This is a genomic window from Bdellovibrio sp. HCB2-146 (assembly GCF_047345725.1).
Classification (GTDB): Bacteria; Bdellovibrionota; Bdellovibrionia; order Bdellovibrionales; family Bdellovibrionaceae; genus Bdellovibrio.
This window is the reverse complement of the sequence record NZ_JBLEQP010000001.1, coordinates 1,730,874-1,752,144: the sequence shown is the minus strand read 5'-3', so window position 1 is coordinate 1,752,144 and position 21,271 is coordinate 1,730,874. Positions and strand designations below refer to the sequence as shown.

The 21,271-nt window shown below is 44.3% G+C and carries 19 protein-coding genes; 10 read left to right on the top strand and 9 right to left on the bottom strand.

Annotated features, from left to right (window positions below; all coding sequences use genetic code 11):
• Window positions 1–53: 53 nt before the first annotated feature.
• The 3 genes from ACLWOR_RS08575 to ACLWOR_RS08565 all read right to left on the bottom strand — a co-directional run bounded on the left by ACLWOR_RS08575 (window position 54) and on the right by ACLWOR_RS08565 (window position 3,126).
• Complete coding sequence (locus ACLWOR_RS08575; RefSeq protein ID WP_413940284.1) at window positions 54–830, bottom strand: enoyl-CoA hydratase-related protein; 777 nt, start codon at window positions 828–830, stop codon at window positions 54–56.
• A 2-nt stretch (window positions 831–832) separates the two neighbouring features.
• Window positions 833–2,440: a carboxyl transferase domain-containing protein gene (locus ACLWOR_RS08570; RefSeq protein WP_413940283.1), complete on the bottom strand. Its 1,608-nt coding sequence runs from the start codon at window positions 2,438–2,440 to the stop codon at window positions 833–835.
• Between the two features lie 62 nt (window positions 2,441–2,502).
• The gene (locus ACLWOR_RS08565; protein ID WP_413940282.1) at window positions 2,503–3,126 is read right to left on the bottom strand and encodes a PaaI family thioesterase; all 624 of its coding nucleotides are present in this window, start codon (window positions 3,124–3,126) and stop codon (window positions 2,503–2,505) included.
• 101 nt (window positions 3,127–3,227) lie between these two features.
• Here ACLWOR_RS08565 and ACLWOR_RS08560 point away from each other — a divergent pair, with 101 nt between their 5' ends.
• The 7 genes from ACLWOR_RS08560 (at window position 3,228) to ACLWOR_RS08530 (ending at window position 8,364) form a co-directional block, all read left to right on the top strand.
• The gene (locus tag ACLWOR_RS08560; RefSeq protein ID WP_413940281.1) at window positions 3,228–3,737 is read left to right on the top strand and encodes a hypothetical protein; all 510 of its coding nucleotides are present in this window, start codon (window positions 3,228–3,230) and stop codon (window positions 3,735–3,737) included.
• A 4-nt stretch (window positions 3,738–3,741) separates the two neighbouring features.
• Entirely contained in the window at window positions 3,742–4,785 is a 1,044-nt protein-coding gene (locus ACLWOR_RS08555; protein WP_413940280.1) for a class I SAM-dependent methyltransferase, read from the top strand.
• Window positions 4,775–5,302, top strand: coding sequence for a GNAT family N-acetyltransferase (locus ACLWOR_RS08550; protein WP_413940279.1), 528 nt, complete (start codon window positions 4,775–4,777; stop codon window positions 5,300–5,302). Before ACLWOR_RS08555 ends, ACLWOR_RS08550 begins: the two co-directional genes overlap by 11 nt.
• A 93-nt stretch (window positions 5,303–5,395) precedes the next feature.
• Complete coding sequence (locus tag ACLWOR_RS08545) at window positions 5,396–5,926, top strand: hypothetical protein (RefSeq protein WP_413940278.1); 531 nt, start codon at window positions 5,396–5,398, stop codon at window positions 5,924–5,926.
• Window positions 5,927–5,965: 39 nt separating this feature from the next.
• The gene (locus ACLWOR_RS08540) at window positions 5,966–6,796 is read left to right on the top strand and encodes an ABC transporter ATP-binding protein (protein WP_413940277.1); all 831 of its coding nucleotides are present in this window, start codon (window positions 5,966–5,968) and stop codon (window positions 6,794–6,796) included.
• On the top strand, window positions 6,747–7,565 hold the full coding sequence (locus tag ACLWOR_RS08535; protein WP_413940276.1) for an ABC transporter permease: 819 nt from the start codon (window positions 6,747–6,749) through the stop codon (window positions 7,563–7,565). Before ACLWOR_RS08540 ends, ACLWOR_RS08535 begins: the two co-directional genes overlap by 50 nt.
• A gap of 1 nt (window position 7,566) precedes the next feature.
• On the top strand, window positions 7,567–8,364 hold the full coding sequence (locus ACLWOR_RS08530; protein ID WP_413940275.1) for an ABC transporter permease: 798 nt from the start codon (window positions 7,567–7,569) through the stop codon (window positions 8,362–8,364).
• A gap of 9 nt (window positions 8,365–8,373) precedes the next feature.
• Here the strand turns inward: ACLWOR_RS08530 and ACLWOR_RS08525 are convergent, their stop codons facing one another.
• From ACLWOR_RS08525 to ACLWOR_RS08505, 5 genes are all read right to left on the bottom strand, one after another.
• The gene (locus tag ACLWOR_RS08525) at window positions 8,374–10,422 is read right to left on the bottom strand and encodes a phospholipase D-like domain-containing protein (RefSeq protein WP_413940274.1); all 2,049 of its coding nucleotides are present in this window, start codon (window positions 10,420–10,422) and stop codon (window positions 8,374–8,376) included.
• Window positions 10,419–11,639, bottom strand: coding sequence for a hypothetical protein (locus tag ACLWOR_RS08520; RefSeq protein WP_413940273.1), 1,221 nt, complete (start codon window positions 11,637–11,639; stop codon window positions 10,419–10,421). The genes ACLWOR_RS08525 and ACLWOR_RS08520 overlap by 4 nt, the downstream gene beginning before the upstream one ends.
• A 9-nt stretch (window positions 11,640–11,648) precedes the next feature.
• A complete protein-coding gene (locus tag ACLWOR_RS08515; protein WP_413940272.1) occupies window positions 11,649–13,232 on the bottom strand; it encodes a YiiX/YebB-like N1pC/P60 family cysteine hydrolase in 1,584 nt (527 codons plus the stop codon).
• 133 nt (window positions 13,233–13,365) lie between these two features.
• The gene (locus ACLWOR_RS08510) at window positions 13,366–15,360 is read right to left on the bottom strand and encodes a di-heme-cytochrome C peroxidase (RefSeq protein ID WP_413940271.1); all 1,995 of its coding nucleotides are present in this window, start codon (window positions 15,358–15,360) and stop codon (window positions 13,366–13,368) included.
• Between the two features lie 17 nt (window positions 15,361–15,377).
• Complete coding sequence (locus ACLWOR_RS08505) at window positions 15,378–17,699, bottom strand: cytochrome P450 (protein ID WP_413940270.1); 2,322 nt, start codon at window positions 17,697–17,699, stop codon at window positions 15,378–15,380.
• A 361-nt stretch (window positions 17,700–18,060) separates the two neighbouring features.
• Between ACLWOR_RS08505 and ACLWOR_RS08500 the strand changes: the two genes are divergently transcribed.
• Genes ACLWOR_RS08500 through ACLWOR_RS08490 form a run of 3 tightly spaced genes read left to right on the top strand, consistent with a single transcriptional unit; the run spans window position 18,061 to window position 20,395 of the window.
• Window positions 18,061–18,831: a hypothetical protein gene (locus tag ACLWOR_RS08500; RefSeq protein ID WP_413940269.1), complete on the top strand. Its 771-nt coding sequence runs from the start codon at window positions 18,061–18,063 to the stop codon at window positions 18,829–18,831.
• On the top strand, window positions 18,831–19,658 hold the full coding sequence (locus ACLWOR_RS08495) for a hypothetical protein (RefSeq protein ID WP_413940268.1): 828 nt from the start codon (window positions 18,831–18,833) through the stop codon (window positions 19,656–19,658). The genes ACLWOR_RS08500 and ACLWOR_RS08495 overlap by 1 nt, the downstream gene beginning before the upstream one ends.
• Complete coding sequence (locus ACLWOR_RS08490) at window positions 19,655–20,395, top strand: hypothetical protein (protein ID WP_413940267.1); 741 nt, start codon at window positions 19,655–19,657, stop codon at window positions 20,393–20,395. The genes ACLWOR_RS08495 and ACLWOR_RS08490 overlap by 4 nt, the downstream gene beginning before the upstream one ends.
• Here ACLWOR_RS08490 and ACLWOR_RS08485 read toward each other — a convergent pair.
• A complete protein-coding gene (locus tag ACLWOR_RS08485; protein ID WP_413940266.1) occupies window positions 20,392–21,216 on the bottom strand; it encodes a DUF6279 family lipoprotein in 825 nt (274 codons plus the stop codon). The genes ACLWOR_RS08490 and ACLWOR_RS08485 overlap by 4 nt on opposite strands.
• Between the last annotated feature and the right edge of the window lie 55 nt (window positions 21,217–21,271).

Below are 21,271 nucleotides of genomic sequence, written 5' to 3'. Positions count from 1 at the left end.
GAGGGCGAGATAAGTCAATATCTCCCAGCGAACGTAATAATTAGGCTGCGAGTCTACACTCGCCATGAGGGTTCTCGTTTTTCAAGAAACGATTTCAATCCCTCTTGTCCCTCTGCACTTGCACGTCTTTCAGCGATCAATTTGCTGGTTGCTTCTTTTTGTTGTTCCCAAGTCATGCTGCTAAGTGAATTAAGCAATTTCTTGGTTTCACGAACGGCTTCGCGTCCGCACTGCAAATAGTTATGCAAAACTTTTTGCACCGTCGTGTGACCTTCACCTTGTGGAACGACTTCTGTAACCAACCCAGCTTGGTGGGCAATATGGGAGTTAAACACGACACCGGAAAGCATCAAAGGACGAACTTTCCCAGCTACAGCTTTGCGGTTTACAAATGCGCTGATCACAGCGGGAGCAATTCCCAACTTCACTTCACTAAAGCAAAATTGAGTCCCTTCCTCTGCAATCACTTCATCACATACCGCGACCAAACCCAGGGCGCCACCGAAGGCAGCACCATGAACCATACCGATAACTGGAAGTGAACAATTGGCGATGGATTCAAACATCGCAAAAAGTTTTAAAGAGTCTTCACGGTTTTGCGCAAATGAAAAATTCACCATTTCGCGCATCCAATTTAAATCAGCACCAGCGCAGAAAACTTTGCCTTCACCTTGTAAAACAACAGCCGCAAGATCTACTCTCTTATCCAAATCTGCAAAAGTTTGCGTGATCTCTGCGATCATCTCTGGATTAAAAGCATTACGCACATCGGGTCTGTGCAATTTTACATAGGCAACTTTATTGAGTTCCGTGACGACTACAAAATTCATAACTACATCCTAAATACGCCCTGAGATTTTGGTCCCCAGTCTTTATTCAAGCTGGCGGCAATTCCCAAAGCAAGCACACGGCGCGTATCAGCTGGATCAATGATGCCATCGTCCCACAAACGAGCCGTTGAATAATAAGCAGAACTTTCTTTTTCATATTTTTCAAGCGTTGGACGTTTGAACTCTGCTTGTTCGTCAGGCGACATAGTTTGATTTTTTGCTGCCATTTGATCCAATTTCACAGTCAACAAAACATTGGCTGCCTGCTCGCCACCCATCACGCTGATTTTCGCATTCGGCCACATCCACAATTGACGAGGTTGATACGCACGACCGCACATCCCGTAGTTACCAGCGCCGTAAGAACCACCGATCACAACCGTAAACTTTGGTACGTGAGCGTTAGAGACCGCCATCACAAGTTTAGCTCCGTGTTTCGCGATACCTTCGTTTTCATACTTCTTGCCGACCATAAAGCCCGTAATATTTTGCAAGAAGATCAAAGGAATTTCACGCTGCTCGCAAAGTTCGATGAAGTGAGCGCCTTTGACAGCACTCTCGCTGAACAACACGCCATTATTCGCGATAATTCCAACTGGCATTCCCCAAATATGTGCAAAGCCGGTTACGAGTGTGGAACCAAAGAGAGGCTTAAACTCATGGAAACGAGAACCATCGACAAGACGAGCGATCACTTCACGCACATCAAATGGCACGCGACTGTCTTTAGGGATCAAACCGTAAAGCTCTTTGCTGTCGAAAAGAGGCTCTTCAACAGGAAGCATTTTTAGGTTCACAATTTTTTTATGATTTAAATGCGCAACGATAGAACGTGTGATCTCAATGGCATGTTCATCATCTTCAGCAAAATGATCTGTCACACCGGAAGTGGCACAGTGAACTTGAGCGCCACCCAATTCTTGCGCATCAACAACTTCACCAGTTGCGGCTTTCACCAAAGGAGGACCACCCAAAAAGATCGTTCCGTTTTCTTTCACGATCACGTTTTCATCACTCATCGCCGGAACGTAAGCACCACCGGCTGTACATGACCCCATCACCACGGCAATTTGTGGGATGTTGGCGGCAGACATGCGAGCTTGATTATAAAAAATTCTTCCGAAATGATCGCGATCCGGGAAAACGTCTGCTTGCATAGGCAAGAATGCGCCACCTGAGTCGACAAGATAAATACAAGGCAAACCATTTTCAAAAGCGATCTCTTGCGCACGCAAATGCTTTTTCACTGTCATCGGGAAGTAAGTTCCGCCCTTGACAGTTGCATCATTGGCCACAATCACGCACTCAGTTCCGTGGATCACACCAATACCCGTGATCACGCCCGCACCCGGTGCTTGACCTTCATACATATCCCAAGCAGCTAAAGTCGAGAACTCAAGGAAAGCCGTGCCACCATCAACAAGCGCTTCAATACGCTCACGCGCCGTCAACTTGCCGCGAGCTTTGTGCTTTTTCACAGCATCAGCGCCCCCACCTTGCTTCACAAGGTTCACGCGCTCGCGCCATTCTCCTACAACGCTCATCATCGCATCGTAGTTTGCTTTAAAGTCCGCTGACCCAACATTAACCTGACTCTCTAAAATTTCCATAAAACTCTCTCTAAAAAACTCTAATCTCTAAATTTCTAATATCTAATTTCTAGCGCTCGCGACTAAGCGAGTGCTGGAATGTGTTTGAACTGCAAATGCAAACGGACATCCGCAACTGCTTGCTCATTTTCATCAAACACTTTCACTTCGGCTTCAGCTTGCGAAGAGCGATGATCACGCACTTCCGACAAAACCACTTCTTTCGTTGTTTCGGGAAGTTCAATGCGCAGACGACCTTCTTGCGAAAGCTCACGGTGCATTTCAAACTCAACTTTTGTCACAGTGATAACGAAGCTACCCATCGGTGCATGACGGCCCCACAAAAGTTTAGCGGCCTCGATGGCAGCAGTAACCAGAGCTCCTTCATGCATCATTTTGTCTTCATTCAAATTGCGCGTGCGTGTGGGGATTACCATTTCTAAATGGGTGTCTGACAGCCGAGAAACTCTCAATCCCATACCTGCAGAGAACGGGCGAACCACGTCCAGCGCATAACTCAAGGCGGCATGCGAGACCTTCGGAGAGATCTCTTCAAGAAGAGCAGCCAAATCCGCCGCGCTCATACGAATCCCACGTTCTTCAAGCTGAGTTTTCAAACCATCTTTCGCGGTTTGCAACTGCTGACGTAGGTTTTGTTCAAGCTCAATCCCCTTTGACATTAACGTTGTCAGCCAGTGTGGGTTCATGAGATATCCTCTCTGCTAGAGTGTTGAAAAAAACCGAATATCATGCTCGGATAAGGATGTCAGTTTTATCACACTGAGTAAATGGAGAGAGGACTCTGTAAATGAAGAAAATTGTAAGTTTAGTGGTTTTCATCGTAGCGTTGGCTTGGACTTGGAATGTGATTCACAGCTCTGAAGCTATTGGATTCGAGACGCACTCCGGCATTCAGACGAAATTGGCTGAATTGATCCAACAAACTCTCTCTGCAAAAAAACCGCACGCGAAAGATCTGTCAATTATGCGTCTATGGACAGAATCAATGGGCGAAAACAAAGTTCGCGCTATTTTCGCTTACAAATTCACCGACACTTCTGAAACAGGCGAAGCACTTGAGCAAATCATCGAAGGTGAAGCTGTTCTTCACCGTGAACCATCTGAAACACCAAACGTTGATAAATGGACTTTACAGTCTGTGAAAACAACAAACGACATGGTTGTCTTCTCAGAAGGTTCAACAATCACTCCGGGTGAAGCTGCTCCTGAATCAGAAGCATCTCCTGCTCCAACAGCAACTGCGACGCCTGCGCCTACAGCAAGCCCAGCAGCTCCTGCACACGGTGAAACGAAGTAATTAAATGCCAATTCCTACGCAGTTCGTACAGATCGATGAAGAGGGTTTTGGTCTTAGCCGCGAAATTCGCATCCAAGATCCTCTGGTAGGTCAAGAACTGCTCAGCAATCTTCACCTTCATGAAGGTAGCACTCTTCTCTCTACAATCGGCGCCACTCCTGTCATTGTTGAAGCTTTTGATGAGCCCTACGTGGCGGGACAAGTTTCAGTTTCCGACGGTCAATGGACGATTTCTCTCCCCTACGGTTTAGAAAAATCATTCGAATTAGAATCTCTTTCTCTGGACGAATGGGATCGTTTTCACGGATATGCAGATAATAAAATTCCATTTGTGATGTCTCGTAAAGCACAGGCGAGCTTCTTTAATCAGCTAGAAGAATTCGGCGATGATTTCATTATTTTCAACGGCAAACAATACGACATTCCGCCTTACTGGACAGATAAGGCCGAAGTTGAAAATGAAACTTATTGGAGCAAAATCTATCGTACTGAACCAGAGCCTGGATGGAATTTAGGGGCTCCTGCGGAAGCACTGAAAGACATGCTTCCGCGTCTGAAAATCTCTCGCTCTCGTGTTTTAGTTTTAGGATGCGGTGATGGGCATGATGCGGCTTTCTTTGCAGAAGCAGGTCACGTGGTCACAGCAGTGGATATTTCCCCATTGGCTCTGGAAAGAGCTAAAAAACTTTATGGTCACTATAGCAATTTAACTTTTGTGCAGGCGGATTTATTTAAACTTCCGCGCGAATTTGATGGCGCATTTGATATCGTATTTGAACAAACATGTTATTGCGCGATCAACCCGACTCGTCGCCAAGATTTGGTGAAAGTTTGGAACCGTGTTTTGACTCGCGATGGATTTTTGATGGGCGTTTTCTTTGCCATGGAAAGACGTAACGGTCCTCCATTTGGTGGCAGTGAATGGGAACTCCGTCAGCGCTTGAAATCAGCTTATCATCCGGTGTTCTGGGGCCGCTGGCAAAAGTCTGTTCCAAGACGCCAAGGCAAAGAATTTTTCGTGTATCTTAAGAGGACCCATGCATATTGAATTCACGCAAGCACAAGAACAGCATCTCGAAAAACTCGTTGAACTGGTGAACTCTGCCTATCGCGGCGAAAGTTCAAAAAAAGGTTGGACGACAGAGGCTAATTTTTTAGATGGTCAGCGCGTGGACATTGAAACTTTGCGAGAAATTATCGGCAAAGAAGATGCAGCGATCCTAATTGCCGAAGACGAAGATGCCGACAAAATCGTGGGCTGCGTGCAATTGGAAAAACAAGGGTCAGATTTGTACTTGGGCATGCTCACTGTGTCCCCGGAATTGCAGAAAAAAGGACTTGGCCGCCAACTTCTTCAAGAGAGTGAGGCATTTGCTGAGTTTTGGGACTGTACGCATATTGTTATGACGGTCATCGGGATTCGTACCGAGCTGATTGAATGGTACGAAGGACACGGTTTCAAAAAAACTGGTGAAAAGAAGCCGTTCCCCTATGGAAATGAACGTTTCGGGATTCCCAAAGTCCCTGATCTTTACTTCGAAGTTCTGAAGAAACGTCTGTCTTAGTCTATATTCTAGAACTGCATAATAACTTATGTTCTATACATTATAAAAACTCCTCGTTTTTAGCTATTGTCTCTCCAAATTCGGGAGGTATCCATGGCTATGAAAATCGTACTAGCAGCAGTTTTGGGGCTTTTGACCTCTTCACTTGCGTGGGCAGATCGCATGGGACCGAATGGCGATAAATTCTACGAAGCAGCTGCTCATTTCGAAAACGCATGTGGAACTGGAGAGTGTAAAGCTCCATTCAAGCGCATCGAAAACTACAACGTGAAAACTTCAATTGATACCCTCGATGCAAAAGTAAAAATTGAAATGAAGAAAGTGGCTAACGACCAAGCTGAATCTTGGGGCGACACTATTCTTGAAGGCGACTATTATTCATCTGGTCGCACTCGTTTGGATTCAGTTTCAGCTTTCTACAAAGGCAAAACTTTGGTGGGCTACAAAATTCAATACTCTGAAAAAGCATGGTTTGTTGGCGACTGCCAATACAATGGCACTCGCGAATCTTTGAAAGGCTGCAAAGAAGGCCGTATCGTGGAAGTCAGCTATGTTTCTCCAGATTTCTTGACTTACTTCAGCGACGAAGAACGTTACGCTGAGTTTTCTTTTGCTTCAAACTAGTCTATAGTTTCCTCTCCCCCCGTGGGATAGGAAACTAGCATGAGCATTGTCATCGAAACTCAAGACCTCACAAGGGTCTATCAGACGTACCAAAAGCCTGAAGGATTTCTGAATTCAATTAAATCCTTCGTCAATCGTCAGCACGTCTCTAAAGTCGCTCTCGATAAAACCACACTGCAAATTGAATCAGGCCAAATTGTTGGATTGGTGGGCGCGAATGGTGCTGGCAAAACAACTCTATTGAAAATGCTTTCAGGCCTTGTCACCCCAACAAGTGGCGATGCGAAAGTTCTCGGATTCAGACCGTGGGAACGTAAAAACGAATTCCTCCGTCAGATCAGCATTCTTTTGGGACAAAAGAATCAATTGTGGTGGGATATTTCTCCAGCTGATTCTTTTGCCTTACTTGCGCGTATTTATGATTTAGACCCGACGGCGGCTCGCCAACGCTATCTGCACTTAGCAGACCTTTTGCAATGCTCTCACGTCCTTCAAACACAGCTGCGTCGCTTGAGTTTGGGAGAGCGCATGAAGATGGAAATCATCGGTGCACTTTTGCATGAACCGCGAGTTTTATTCCTTGATGAACCAACGATCGGTCTGGATATCGTGGCTCAAGAAATCATTCGCAATTTCTTAGACGAGTATGTGAAAGAAAAAGGCCCCACAGTGATTTTAACCAGTCACTATATGGATGATATTGCCAAACTTGCCGACAAATTGCTTTTAATCAGCAAGGGTCACATTGTTTATCAAGGAACCGTTCCTGATTTTGTTGCGAAATCCAATACGAACTTAGCTGAAAATGAAGAGGTTGATTTTGAAGAAGTCATTCGCCGTTTTTTGGAAACGGAATCTCGCGTTCGCTAAGCTGGCGATCGTATCCAATCTTGAATATCGCCTGAACTTTTTTGTCGACGCTATTTTGCAACCGACGCTGACCACGGGAATTGAAGTTCTTTTGTGGTTTGCGGTTTTCCGGGGCGCTGGCACAACTGAAATCGCAGGTTTTACTCGCGAGTATTATATCGCTTATGTGATCTGGGGTGCGTTCTTTGCTCGTATTGCGACAAGCTGGATGTACGAGTTCCGTATGATTCAAGAAATTGATTCCGGCAGCGTGAACAGCCTGCTCGTTCGTCCGATGAGTTTCTACGAATACTATTTCTCCCAACTTATGGGATATAAGTTTGTAACGACAGTCATTTCGATGCTGGTTCCATTGTCTGTCATGTTCTTGGCAGATTTACCGACGCAGTATTCTCGTCTGCCGATGGCCTTTGCTTTAGAATTTTATTTTCTAATTCTAGTTCACTCTATCAGCTTCGTGATTGCTTCTTCTGCTTTCTATCTTAATAAGGTTTACGCCATTACGGGGGCTAAAAACTTAGCTCTGTGGCTTTTCACGGGTGAGTTGTTCCCCCTAGATTTGATGCCTGAACCGCTAAGATCTATCGTGATTGCGTTGCCTTTTAGTGCGGGCGTTTATGTTCCAGTCGGATACATCACCGGACGACTAGAAATTGATTCTGTTTGGCAATCATTTGTTTCTATCACGATCGGCATTTTAGTCGTAAATGCCATTGGCGCATGGATGTGGAAAAAAGGTGTCAACGTTTACTCAGGAACAGGGGCCTAGAATGTTTAAAACATTAAAAAAATACGCCTCTTTGTATGTCGCCCTTTTCCGCGCAAGTTTTATTGCCGACCTTGAATACCGGGTGAATTTCCTGACCAAAGTTGCCACTGACATTTTCTGGTACGCAGCTCAAGTCACGACGTTTGAAGTCCTCTTCCGCCACACGCCTCTTATTGGCGATTGGAACCTTGATCAAATGCGTGTCTTTTTGGGCGTTGTTTTTGTCGTCGACGCTCTTTACATGATTATTTTCTCAGAAAATCTTGATCAGTTCTCTGAAAAAGTTCGCAAAGGTGATCTGGATTTGCTTCTCGCAAAACCAATCAACTCGCAGTTTTTTATTAGCTTGCAGAAGGCCACCACCGCAATGATTGGAAATCTGGGAATTGCTTTGTCGTGGTTTATCTATGCCATGATCAAGATGCCTGATTTTGAATGGATTCGTTTGTTCTGGTTGATTCTTCTGGTCCCGTGCGGTCTTGTGGCATTGTATGCGACTCGCTTTTTTATGTCAGCTATGGCCGTCATCTTTGCACGTTCCGAAAATTTACAATTCATTTGGTATCAAATTTATCGCTTAGGGATGAGACCTGATTCTATTTATGTGCCGTGGATGAAGTGGTTGGTTCTGACGGCACTTCCTATGGGTGTGATTGCCAGCGTTCCAGCCAGATCTTTGCTGGAGCCACCAAACTATGGGCTTTTTGCTTGGGTTTTTGTTTTGGCGTGTGGGCTTTTGTATCTAACAAACAGATTTTGGAAATTCGCGCTGAAATTTTACTCCAGCGCGAGTTCTTAGATTTTTAATCTAGCGTTTTTCCAGATCATCCTTCGCACGAAGGATGGTTGCTCCTAAATTGTTTAAGAGCGAGCTTTGTTCAGGGGACAGAGTTTTGCCAAGAACTTGAAGTTGCAAACGGTCGCCCTCAAAGAAGGGACCCGTTTGCTCATTGTCATTCCAGGCAGCTTCAAACTCTTTCTCAAATCCCGCAATCACTTTTGTATCGTAAATCTGTGCACCAAATTCACGGAAGCTTCCTTGCAAAGTATCTGGATTCAAGTTTGAAGATCCGCCTAAGATCACCTTGCCATCAACGGATGTGATTTTGCGATGATTCTCTTGGTGATAACCTTGCGTTGTTCCGTTCGGGAATTTTGCTTCAATACCCAAAGTTCGGCGAGCTTTAATTTCCACTCCGTGTTTTAACATCTGCTCAAGGAACAATGTGTTTGGCAAACCACCCAAATGGAAGTTTCCGTTATGGTCAGCCAAGATACGGATTTTAAGACCCGGTACTTGGGCCTTACGTTTCATTAAAGCGTCATTGATATATTTGTCATAAATGAAAAGCTGTTCCATATAGATATGGCTTTCTGCTTTTGAAATCATATCGACAAGAATATTACGCACATCCTTGATTTTCCCATCAACATTAGCTTCTGCTAAACGCACGACTTGATCACCGACTGCTGGATAAGATGTACGTTTGACGCGAAACCATTCCAAGATTTCTTTACGAATTGGCAGGTAAGCCTCATTCGCGAAACCTCGTTCTTTAAAGAAGAACCATTTTTTCTCGTTTGGATCTGTCGTCAAAGCGGCATCGACGTCATCATAGTACGCGGCCTGAACCACAGCTGCCATCGGACCTTTTACGTAAATCGCATTGTCGTAGTAGTAACCACCACTGTGATCCGACCAGTTTTTAGAACCAAAGTAAGCTTCTGGCGCATCACCTTCTGCATCGATGACGATCACTTTACTGTGATCGATTTTTGATTCGTAGTACGTGTTCCGCTTTTCTAAATTCTTGAAAGTCTCTTCGGTTTTAGGAATGAGGTTGGTGATTCCGAAAGGAATTCCCGGCGGATGGCGCTGAATATTTGCTTGCAGCATGTACACAGAACCTTTAAGAGCCGGCTCTTTCTCAATACGATCTTTGATGTATTGGAAGATTGGCATCATCTCTTCCTTCATATTGTAGTTCGTTGCATAGTCGTGCAACAAAAGCACTTTGAAGTTTGGATTTTGCTTTTTTTTTTCAATAGCTTGATCCAGCAAGAACTTACTGAGAGTTCCTCCCATTGTTCCACCGAAAAGGAAGATATCAATAAAGACGGACTGTTTTGCTGTCAGTATCATATCGCGGATTTTGGCAAACATCGGGTCCTTAAACGAAGGATGTCCCTCATCAGTTGAACTGAGTGGCATCTTCATATAGGGCTGGTTGAAATCCAAAACCCCACCTGCAAAGATCACGCGGTCATTAAACCACTGAATTCTTTCCGGGGAGACTTCGTTATGACTGACTAGTTCCACGATATTTCCCGGAACAAAACCAATTGCCGACAACGAATAGTTATCCATTTCGGGGAAACGTTTTTTCAAATTCTCAGACAGCTCCGGCTGACGAGGATTTGTCGCACGAGCTTGCGACCATTTCATCATCAGGTCACGAGCTGCCGCTTGCGCGGCTTTGTCCTTCTTAAGAGGATGATCGGCGTAATCACGAAGTGCCTGCAGTCGTTGTTGCAACCAGAATTGCAACACGATTTGCACTTGCGGTTCCGATTTTTTGACATACTTCCAGTAAACGTAAGGCAGCAAAACTTTTTCCGGAACAAAATCTTCGTGATCTCGAACATACTGGCGAACAATCTTTTGTTCATTGGAGGAAAGCTTCTTTACTTGCTCCAACAAAGTCTCAGAACGTCGACATGCTTCCGGACCAAACAGTGTATTAAAATTCTTTTTATAAAATTCAGCCGCTTCCAACCGCTCTTTGATAGAAACGCTTTGAGCTTGAGCATGCACTGTGAATGAAAGTACCAATGCTAGAGAAATCAGAAGTTTCACAGCGAACCTCCCGGAAGAACAAAATCTAAATTCAACAATTTAGATAAAGGTTTTTCACATTGCTTTAAGAAATTGATTTTCGCTTGATTGGCAAGAGTTGAGTCCTCAGCAGGGCCGAATGAACGACCCGTTCTTTTCACGATATCAACTTCTGAGTCGCCGTAATTCAAAACACGGTCTTCAGCTTTATAGACAAGCTTTTGCAAGCTAAAGCTGACATCTCCACCTAAACCTTTTTTCTGACTGACGATCACGCTGGCTGTCGGAATACTTTTACCAATTCCTTCCGTCCCGCGCGGTAACAATTCTTGACGACCGACATTTGTCGTCGCGATAAGACCTGGATAAACTTCCACAGTCTCAGCGGTCGGGATCAAATTTTTAAGATTAAAGTTCTTATAAAGATCGACTGTATAGAATAACGGAACTCCCGCACCCGCTTTAGCCGCTTTTAGCGTAAAGTTTCCACAAACCATTTCACTCGAAAGATCTTGAGGCACACGATAGTAACGACGGTATCGAACAAAACCTTTCACACCATTTTTAAGCGGAAGAGGCAAACGAAGCTTCGGATTTGCATCCAAAATCTCAATAAAGATCGTCGCGACGCCACCAATATAGGAAGCATTTCGACCCGTATCTGGAACCAACGTCGAATACTTATAAACCGAATCTGTAGTCGTTGCTTTTTCAAGCTGATCCCATTTGCTGGTTAGAGATCCAACCTCATCTAAGTTCACAAGTTGATTGCTTGCAAATTCCGTTGTGAAATCCCCGGCTTTATTAGGTGTCGGTGCAAAGACCAGATCAACTTGCAAACTCGTGTTCACGATTTTATAGACACGAAGAGTTTTTACGAAATTATCTAAAATTGCGTCCTTAAGATTGCCAGCAACGATTTTTCCAAGGCCTTGCTCACTAGTATCCGAACCTAAACTCTTAAAAAGAGCTTCTTGCAATGCTTTCTTCGTTGTTTCTGTCAGATACTTCTTGTCGTTGTTCGTATAAAAGCGCACTTGCATCGAGTGACGATACGGCTTTATTGGAGAGTCTCCGGAAATCATTTCCGCCAAGATTTTTTCTTGCGATGGAGTGATCGAAATCCCAGCAGCCGCAGGTTCGCGGCTGTCGGCTGCTTCACTCACCACTTTTTTGTGCGTGCAGCTTGCCAAACCTAAAGACAATATCAGAGCTCCTGCAATCTTAAGTTGTCGCATAGTCTTTCCTTACTTGTGGAAACGTTCAAATTCAGCGTAAGATTCATCCGTCGCTTTCATAAGAAGCGACAATGAATGTCTGAGGTCTTTGTTGTAGCGCTTACCGTTGTAATAAAGAATCACAGGATCCAAAATTGGGTTTTGGCTGATTGCCAATTGCGCGACGTTATCTGGGCTGATCGTATAACGTTTAACCATTTCTTCGGTTGGCCATTTCACGTCCGTGAAAACAACGTAAGCGATCTCAGAACAAACGATACGGTTTTGTGTATTCACGTCAAAGTTAAAATCATACTCTTTACCGATCTGAGCAATGGCTTGCAAAACAGCCTTACGGCGATAAGCATCGTCAATCGGACGGTTATCACGAAGAACCAAGAAATCGTCGATGTTCATGAAGTGTTGAAGAGTATTAATTTGAACACCAGGTCGCAAAGCTTCAACTATGTAGTGACCATTACGGATACGCTGTTGAATCGCCGCTGGGATTTGATCCCACACGTTTAGATCTTTCAGCTGGCGCTCCGTTCCAGTCCAAATAGCAACGTGACCATAGTGACCAGGGATAAATTTATCAGTCAAACGGAATGGCGTTTTTTCTAACAAGATATCAAGGGGTTTCATTTCACTGATAAGGCCTTCTTGTTCTTTTTCAGACATATTGTACAAAAGACCTTTACGTTCTTCATATAGGCCCACCATGTTACCGAAGCCCATGCTGATACCAAAGCTAGCTGCGCGGACGCCGCGTTTTCCACGCAACATGATTCTATTCCAAAGGTTTTCTACACGAGCCGTAAGCGAGTTACCCGTTTCGCCTTTTTTCTCCATTAGATACCAGATTGTGGACTGAGTAATACCGTAAAGGTAAGACTCTTCAGGAGAGGTATCGACCATATTTTGACGTCTCCATGCCATCACAGCATCAACAAATTCTGTTGCTTGTGCGACTTGAAGTCTTTTAACCGGATTTGTATAGCTATCTGCGATTTCTTGGAGTTTACGTTGAGCATCGCCATCGTAATTTAAAACATACCTTGTCGAGGCATTGTCATTATAAGGAGCAACACCGACAACGTAGTTATCCATTAATAATAGCGCTGCCGCAAGACCCATTTGGATGTTGTAGATCGCTTTGCGACCTGTTTCATCAGTCGGATCCACACTGAATACTTCAATTTGCTCGGCCTTCAGTCCACGGTCACGGGCTGGGCCTGGTTTATCAATCTTGTATTTCGATGTCCCTTTTCCTGGGGCAAGAACGATTTTATGATTAAGGCCAAAATCGTTTTTATCACGTTCCGCGATTGCCATCAGCGCAGCACGAGTTTCAAGGTACTTCCTGCCTCTTGCACGAAGATAGTCACCCTCTTCCCGATTCAGTTGAAGATCCTTGCCTTCACCAACTTTATACTTTTCAGCAAAGTTCAGGGCCTCGGCACGAAAGCTCACGGACTCAGCCAAAAGAATTTGCAACTGCACATAGCGAGGATCTACCGGTGCCGATGCGGGTGTTCTTTCAGAAGTTTTAAAAGTTGTACACGCCGTTAAGGCAAAGAATAGCGAGAACGCCCCTAGAAGCGAACGAGACATAAAAATAACCCTCCACTACTTAAAATTTTAAATCTGCTTTAACTTTATAAATAAATGACATTTGTAGGCCGACACTTTTTTGGACCTTTGTCCGATTAAAAAAGAGCCTTCACGTGAAGGCTCCAGATACTTTTTACCAAGAGTATTCAGGCTCAGGTGGCAAGACTTTGAGGTATTCGATCAAAGCCCACTTATCGGAATCGGCCAAAGATGTTCCGTAATAGTGACCCTTGTTAGAGTTGCCAGGTGCCGACGTATCAAAGCAATGATCTTCACCTTTTTTACAAGGCTTCGGTCCACCTAACAAAGTCTTCTCGCGTTCGAACTTGTATCCCAATACTTTTGGATCAAATTCACGACTGCGAACTTCAAATATCTTCGAACGCTTCTCATGTGGCTGCAAAAGTTCCCACATATTAGGAACAGATCCGTTATGTAGGAACGGCGCTGTACCCCACGCACCTGAAAGATGGCGAGCTTTATATCCAGCACCTTTTTCAACGTCGCCATAGTTGTTTTGAAAACTATTTTGACGATCAAAACCATTTAAAGTGTCGCGGAAGAATTCATATCCACGAATATTACGGAACTCCATTTCAGCCTGTTGTTGCTCGCGAATATCATATTTTTGATAGTAGCGGGCTTTCAAACCGCCAACACCTTGGAAGATCGAATCTTCAAATGCTACATGGCCAACTGCTTTTGTCGCATTCACTGCCGCATTAGGATCCGTGCCAATCTTTTCCAGACGAATAACGTGGTATTCACGCAATTGACGATTTGGTCCGACGAAATGATTCGACTCGTGACAACCTTGGCAGTTTCGTTCGTAAACTTTTTGCCCACGTTGTGCCAACTCTTGATTGATTTGCAACTCTGTCACACCTGCGAATATCGTGTTCCAATCGGGAACTTGGATTTTATGAACCAAGTGCTCAATTCTATCCAAGTTGTGGATATTCACTGTCGAGTCACCGTTTTTATTCGTGATAATTGCGCCCAATCCTAACGATTGACCTACGTTGCGTAAGATCACCGAGTTTGAGTTGGCGTTATAGTGAAGCATCGCCATGTACTTAAGACCCCACACCCACGGTAATGACACCGGAGCTGTGTAATCAATTGGATCATCTCCACGCAGAACAAGATTTCCGATACGGCCGAAAGCATCAGTTCTGTTATAACCAGATGTCGTTTCACCTAGTTTCGGATCTGTACCAACCATCAAGTTCCCGAGATACTTCATACGAAGTTTCAAGTCACCAATGTTATCAGTTTCCTTAAGTCCGTAAGTCACACGCACGAGTTTTTCCAAGGTGTCGGCGATTGCTTTTTGACCTCGGAAAAAACGTTTTGTGTCCTTGAAGTACTTCGCCTTTGCTAAAGTGATTTTCGCACTTAGATTTCCTGCATTGAACAAACCGTAAGTATCATCTGCCAAACGAGCGTAGAAATAATCATTCAATTCCTTGGCACGTTTTTCAGGCTCAGGAACATTAAGACGTTTCAGGAATAAAACCATTTGCTCTTCGCTGGCCAAAATCGAAGCCGTTGATTTCGCCAAGTCCTGGAAGAACCCACGAACATTCAACATACTTGGCGATCCGTCGATTTTATAAGTCTTACCCTTATAATCAAGCGCACCCGAGTGACAGAACGCACAGTTTGTTCCCACCATTCGGATCGATTTTACGCCTTGGATATCACGAACGATTGTACCTTCGTCTTCCACGAATGCATCTGAAGATTGTGGAGGATGATTACTCCAAGCGGCCGTTAATCCCACCCAAGGAATCAAATAAGTTTTGCCTTCGGCATTTTTAAGATTAGAGCTTGGTAAAGCACCAAAGCGCACATCTAAATCTTTTAAGAACGGCTGAGTTGGATTTCCGTTTTTATCCTTGAATCCAATTGAATTTAGAGCCTTGATCCAATCATAAGGATAGACGTCAGCGCCCTCTGCCAAATGCTCAAAGTCAGCAAGGTCTGCACCGCGAAGACCTTCCGGTCTCTCATACACAGGTCCTTGCGAAGAAGGACCGCGTACATCGCTTTCGCGTTTCGCGCTGGTGCAAGAAACTGCACCAGCCAAGACGATACCAGATAACAAAGCCAATTTCATTTTCATGAATTCACCCTCTTAAATTATTTGATATCACTGAATTTTACTTTGCGGCCCAATACCAATGTTTCGTAGTAGTATTTTTCCTCGCGAGAAAGACCATCTTCTTTTTTGAAAGTCTTTTCATTGTAAACACCGTCTTTACATTTTTCGTACATTGTTTCACGGTCTTCACCCAAAAGGCCGCCCGTGTATTTGTGTTTCAATGCTGGTTTACCCAAGCACATTCTGAAACCGATGTTGAAGCGTGCATACATCATCATATCGCGCGATTTTGGAAATGAGCTTAAACCCGCAGGGTTCATGAAGCACTCACGGTAAGTGAAGCGGTCATAGAATTTCAACACATCTTCAAACTGCCAATCAGCGTTTGTCGTTCTTTGGGCCTGACGCAAGTTCAATTGCGAAACATCCAAAGGCTGACCCAACATCACGTTTCTATAGAAAGCGTCTTCGTTGATAGAAACCGGGAAGTCCGTCATACACTTTTTGTATGCAGCCGTGTGTTTGTCGCCACTTTCAAGTAAACCGAACTTACCTTTCTTAGCAGCATCCAACATACAAGCACGGAATGGCTTATTCATACGGCAGAACAAAAGATCGCGGTTTTCGTTGCTTTGTGCATTGATCTTGTGAACCTTGATATTACCGATAATAGCCTTCGTTGTGCGGAAAGGAGTTCCTGGTTTGTCATTGATGGACAAACCAGCCAAACATTTACGATACTCCTCACGGTCGAAGTCCATGATATAGTCTTCGTAAGAATAGCGGCTGTTCGCAACTTCAATCGCTTTACGATCTGCAGGGGCAGCATCGTAAACGAGAGAGAAACTCTCTGGGAACGAAACGCTCGTGTCATCTGCAGAGAAGATTTTGCCAGACATGCGTTTGCGGAAATCAACTTCACCCGCATATCCAGAAGCCCTTCTCAAACCTGGAAGTTTCAAAATCGCCATTACGATTTCTGGAACTTCGATTTCAGCCACATAGTCACCCAAGCAACGGTGATGACCGTAACCCAAGTGGAACATTTTATTTTGTGGACGATCTAAACGGAACTCAAGAGGGTTTTCAAAACCAGGCTCGGAAGCATCAAGCATCGCTGCTTGTGTCGCCACGAGAACGTGTGAACCTTTTTTGATCGTGGCGCCAGACTTCAAAGTGTAATCTTGTTCAGCGTAACGAACTACGAACGGATTCACTGGGTGGAAACGAAGAGCTTCCCACACGTATTTCGCCACCGTATCCACGTCACCCGCCAAAGCCGCTTGACGAGCTTGCTCAAAGATCTCGGGGCGTTTCATCATTTGATCGATAGATTGAACGATAGCGGCTTGTGTTGTTTCAACACCACCAACCAATGTACCAATGATATTTGTGCGCAAACGATCGTCTTCTGGCGAAGTCGGAGCCACAAAATCATTTACTTTGCTGCGGATCAAACGAGACATAATGTCATCAGAAGTGTCCGTACCAGCTGCGATTGCTTGCTGTCTTTGTGCAATCAGATCTTTCAAATAGACATGCATTTCTTTACCAGCTTTGATGGCAGCCGCAGCAACAGCCGGTTCATTTTTTACGTTATGGAAGAAATCGTCTTGAGTTGCGCGTGACCACTCATACATTTTATCCATGCTTGGACCAGGGAAACCAAAGTAAGCACCTGAAAGTTGAATCGGAACGCGTCGAGCGATCGAGTTTACAACTTCCAAACGACCGTAAGTACGGCCTTCAAGGTCGACTCCGATATAAGATTCATTTTTGATGGCCTCTTGAACAAGAGAACGAACCATTTGACGGATTTTCGGGTGATCCGAGTGTGGCATCATTTGTCTCATCCAAGGTTTTTCTTGGGTTGTGTAACGAGAACCATCAAACGCCAACATGAATGGCCCGACTGAATCAACCATGCGTTTTGAGTAGTTGCGAACTGTAAAGATTTTTGGATTATCCAAAACTTCTGTTACATCTTTATAGCGAGTAACAACAGTTGTTCCCTCGAATTTGTAAGGAGCATCTTTAATTGGAAGACTCTCCACGTTCAACACTGGAGCTTCTTGCAGAAGAGTTGTGAATGTCGCCACAGGATTTGCGCGCACCCATGTACCAAATTTTGCGAGCTTTGGTTTCAACAAAGGAAGCGTTTTTGGATTTGTGATTTTAAAATCGTCAACTTCCTGAAACTCTTGCCAGAAAGTTTTTCCAGATTGTGGATTCGTAAAAGTGATTGGCGATTCCGACGCCACCGCACGAGTTGTTGCAGGTTTCTTGTCACTGCTCACACACGAGCTTTGAATGAGGGAAAGGCAAACCAATCCCGACACCACGAAACGACGATTAAACATGAGCCCTCCTTAGCATTCACGTTCAGTATTTCCACACGCTAGCGAATTTATTTTGGAGTGAATACAAATCCATGTGGCCTGACAGCGAACTGGACTTTGGATCTGAGTCCAAAAAATTTAAAACGTATATGTTGTTTATAAGCGGTCGAGTGCCAAAAAGACCCTACTAATTTTTTCAGTAAAAAAAGTGTCCCGATTTACATGCGCGAATTTGCAGAGGATTTTTTCCGTCGAAAAACGGCAGCTGTCTCACTTTTAGACACCCTTAGAACCCTTGTACATCAATAGATTCCCGCTCTTCTTGGTATGCGATTCGCACAGAAATCATAGGATTCATTTTATTTTCCAATGGAGAACTTTTATGCGCGCAACTCAAACGCTTAAATCGGTTTTGGTAGCCTCAATCCTAGTAACGGGTGCTTTGTCTCACGCAGCCCCCGCGAAATCCGCTGCGGCAGCAGAAGCTGTTGCTAAAAAGGAAGCTAAAGAAACCAAAGAGAACTCCGCAATCTCGCAAGCTCTGTTAAACACTCTCCTGACATTGAAAAGTTTCGGCTGCGGATGGGAAATCGAAGGATCTATTGATGGCGAGAAAACAAATATCGATCTTCTCAAGGGTGATTGCATGTTGCAACTCTCTGACAAAAGCGATCTTATTCTTCCGATCCTTGAGCAGGAAGTTGATTCTAAAGGCCGTAAAGAAGGATTTAATATCGCCGTAGCCGTGAAGGCAAAAGCCCTCTACGTTCGTATTCTGACTCAAAAGAAGGGTGCTGACCTTGTCACGACAGTACGTTCGTATTCTGCTTTCGATAAAGCGACGAAAAAATGGACTGACAAACCTATTCTCGTAAGTGCAAGCGTTCTCAATGGCGATCAGGCATTAAATGCAGAATTATTTGAAGCTCGCTTTCATGGTATCGACGTCAAGCTTACTGAAAACTCAGAAAAACCAGGACAATATAAAGTCTCAGGAACTTGCAAAGCCGACAGAAAAGAATTTAGCTTCGTGACGAACACGTTCGAATTCAAGCCGGCTAAATGTTACCTTGAAGGAACATTCGGACCTAAGGACGAAAGAAAATTTAACTTTGGTTTCGTCAACGCAACTTCAGGTGCGGTTCTTCCTTAATGAAGGTTCTTCGCCTGGCGCTTGCCGCACTTTTTCTGACTCAAATGGCTTTTGCTGACGGCACTTCGGCTGTTCCGGCAAAACCAACTCCTCCTGAGAAAGCATCTTGGAGTTATCGCCTATTGGGTTTCATCTTCAAAGGACTTGAAGAGTCGTTGCAAAAGTCAGGACTTGAATTCGAAGTCTGCTCTTATCAAAGCTTAGACCCTGAAAAATCCATGTCCGCAAAAGGCATGGGCGAATGCCTCTTCATGAATTTCAAAGAAGGTCTTTCTAAAAAAGGCGACGTCGGCGTCACTTATATTTGGGTGAAATCTTTGCGCGGTGAAACTCTTCCCGTTCGCGTCGACTGGCGCCCAAGCGAAGAAGGTCTTGGTAAAATGGTGACCGAAGTTCTGACGTTGGCATTGGAAAACAACCGTCGCCCATCAAGACCGGGATTACCCCGCCTTGATACAACAAAGCAGAAACCTTTAAGTTATAAGCAAAATCTACTTGGTCATATTCGCTTAACGTTCCCAAGCGGGACCAAGCTTGTTGATTTCATTGCGGTAGAAAATCAACTACTGAGTGAAATGCAAATGGCGAAACAAATCGATTTAGAACTCACTCCGCTTTATAAAGAGAACGGCAAAGCTAACTATAAAGGTGTTATCAGCATCCAAAGTGAAGTGGAATCGCCGGATGAGCAAGGTCAGTGGACTATCGATTTTAAAACCAATATGAATTTCTTAAAACTGTCTCGCCCGTTTAACGTGCAAGGCCATGTTGATGGCGGTATCGCTCCTGAAGACATGCCGGAAATTCCAACAGAGGAGACTCCATGAAATCGCTGATTTTCATCCTTCTCACTGTTGTTGGGTTGCAAGCACAAGCCCTTGAATACGGTTGCAAGTTTCACCCGAAAGAGCTCAATGAAAAGGGCACGAACATGGTGAAGGCTTTCGCCGCGAGAAAACAATCCGTTCCCGAATCACTGCCTGTCACTCCTCTTCAGATTGAATACGCTGAATCCAATTCCGGCGAAGAAACTTCGCAGGTTGCAAAAGGTACTCTGGAAGGTTTCTACCGTCCTGCAGAAGACGACTTCTATTCTTTAATACCCATTCCAGTACTTGGAATCGCCCTGAGCCGCGAACGCAATATGATTTACGTTTGCGCCCACTATGACAGTATGGATCCAAAGAAAACGCACGTCACAGTTTACATGTTACGTGGTTACTATTTAGATCCCACTTCTCTCGGCACGGTCATTGGTAATCTGGCGTCGGGTCCACGCTTGGAAGTCAAACCATTGACAGCTGCTCTTGTTGATATCAACTTTATTCGCAAAGACTTCCTACATATTTTGAAATGGATTCCCTTTGTTGATGTTGGCTTAAACGCAACAAATGGAATTCAGCGCTTACTTGTCAATATGGTCGGTGACTTCACGGGTATCGGTGTTGAACGCCTGACAATGACAATGGATGGTGTTGAAATCGCCAGCGGCATTGATCTCAAACGCCCAGAAAAAGCGACGATCAAAAAATTCATTTCGTTTGATAAAATGAAAAAAGACTAACGACGGGCCAACTTGTCCAGATCCTGCGCACGAGTGAGCAGATGTTCTTTCAATTCAGATTTCTGTTCTTTATCCATCTTGGGCCAAAGTGACTGAGCAAAGAACTTTTGAAAAGCCAGCTGATGCTCATCGAGAGCCACCTTGAATTCAGGCAATCTTGCTGAATCATAGTCCCGGCAGTAGTCTGAGACGAATTTCTTTAAGGTGTCGCGACTTTTTCGCGCTTCCATAAACTTCGCTAGAACGAATTTCTTGTTTTTATTTTGTAAATCCCAAGGATAGGGATGATCTTTCAGAAATTTTCGTAGCTCTTCTTCCTGTGCGCTGGTCAGATCTCCAAACCAAAATTCAATCGACTTTGTATAGCGTTTCATCGATTGTTTCAGAGCCTTCTCGGGAGTTTCTGTATCCTCCGCACTCTCTTCGACTTCTTTATCAACTTTCTTTTCAAAATAACGGAATTGATCGTCTTCTAATGTGCTGGCGGTTTTCACCGCCGTTTGTTCAAATTTCGTACTGATTTGTTTTAAATATTGATCGATGTCTGAATAGATTTGTCCGACTTGCTCTGCCGACATTTCATTTTTGCTGGCTTGTTTATCTATTTTGCGAAGAGACTCTGCCATCTGCGGAAAAACATGCTGGCGAACTTCTGCCATATCTTTTTCTATATCTTTTTTAAGGGCGTCTTTTTGTTCACTGTTCAAATCGAAGTAATCATCGGCTTTAGAAACCGTCATGGATTCCAGGGCCACCCCTAAAAAACTGGGTGCACATCCTGTCAGAAACAAAAAACTGAGGAGGACGATAAGAATCTTCATAGTCCCTCAAGTTTAGGGATATATGACGACTTCAACTATGCTTGACGGAAAAAAA

Coding starts and splice junctions, on each gene's coding strand:
- ACLWOR_RS08575 (WP_413940284.1), bottom strand. CDS start 830: ATGAATTTTGTAGTCGTCACGGAACTCAATAAAGTTGCCTATGTAAAA.
- ACLWOR_RS08570 (WP_413940283.1), bottom strand. CDS start 2,440: ATGGAAATTTTAGAGAGTCAGGTTAATGTTGGGTCAGCGGACTTTAAA.
- ACLWOR_RS08565 (WP_413940282.1), bottom strand. CDS start 3,126: ATGAACCCACACTGGCTGACAACGTTAATGTCAAAGGGGATTGAGCTT.
- ACLWOR_RS08560 (WP_413940281.1), top strand. CDS start 3,228: ATGAAGAAAATTGTAAGTTTAGTGGTTTTCATCGTAGCGTTGGCTTGG.
- ACLWOR_RS08555 (WP_413940280.1), top strand. CDS start 3,742: ATGCCAATTCCTACGCAGTTCGTACAGATCGATGAAGAGGGTTTTGGT.
- ACLWOR_RS08550 (WP_413940279.1), top strand. CDS start 4,775: ATGCATATTGAATTCACGCAAGCACAAGAACAGCATCTCGAAAAACTC.
- ACLWOR_RS08545 (WP_413940278.1), top strand. CDS start 5,396: ATGGCTATGAAAATCGTACTAGCAGCAGTTTTGGGGCTTTTGACCTCT.
- ACLWOR_RS08540 (WP_413940277.1), top strand. CDS start 5,966: ATGAGCATTGTCATCGAAACTCAAGACCTCACAAGGGTCTATCAGACG.
- ACLWOR_RS08530 (WP_413940275.1), top strand. CDS start 7,567: ATGTTTAAAACATTAAAAAAATACGCCTCTTTGTATGTCGCCCTTTTC.
- ACLWOR_RS08520 (WP_413940273.1), bottom strand. CDS start 11,639: ATGCGACAACTTAAGATTGCAGGAGCTCTGATATTGTCTTTAGGTTTG.
- ACLWOR_RS08515 (WP_413940272.1), bottom strand. CDS start 13,232: ATGTCTCGTTCGCTTCTAGGGGCGTTCTCGCTATTCTTTGCCTTAACG.
- ACLWOR_RS08510 (WP_413940271.1), bottom strand. CDS start 15,360: ATGAAAATGAAATTGGCTTTGTTATCTGGTATCGTCTTGGCTGGTGCA.
- ACLWOR_RS08505 (WP_413940270.1), bottom strand. CDS start 17,699: ATGTTTAATCGTCGTTTCGTGGTGTCGGGATTGGTTTGCCTTTCCCTC.
- ACLWOR_RS08500 (WP_413940269.1), top strand. CDS start 18,061: ATGCGCGCAACTCAAACGCTTAAATCGGTTTTGGTAGCCTCAATCCTA.
- ACLWOR_RS08495 (WP_413940268.1), top strand. CDS start 18,831: ATGAAGGTTCTTCGCCTGGCGCTTGCCGCACTTTTTCTGACTCAAATG.
- ACLWOR_RS08490 (WP_413940267.1), top strand. CDS start 19,655: ATGAAATCGCTGATTTTCATCCTTCTCACTGTTGTTGGGTTGCAAGCA.
- ACLWOR_RS08485 (WP_413940266.1), bottom strand. CDS start 21,216: ATGAAGATTCTTATCGTCCTCCTCAGTTTTTTGTTTCTGACAGGATGT.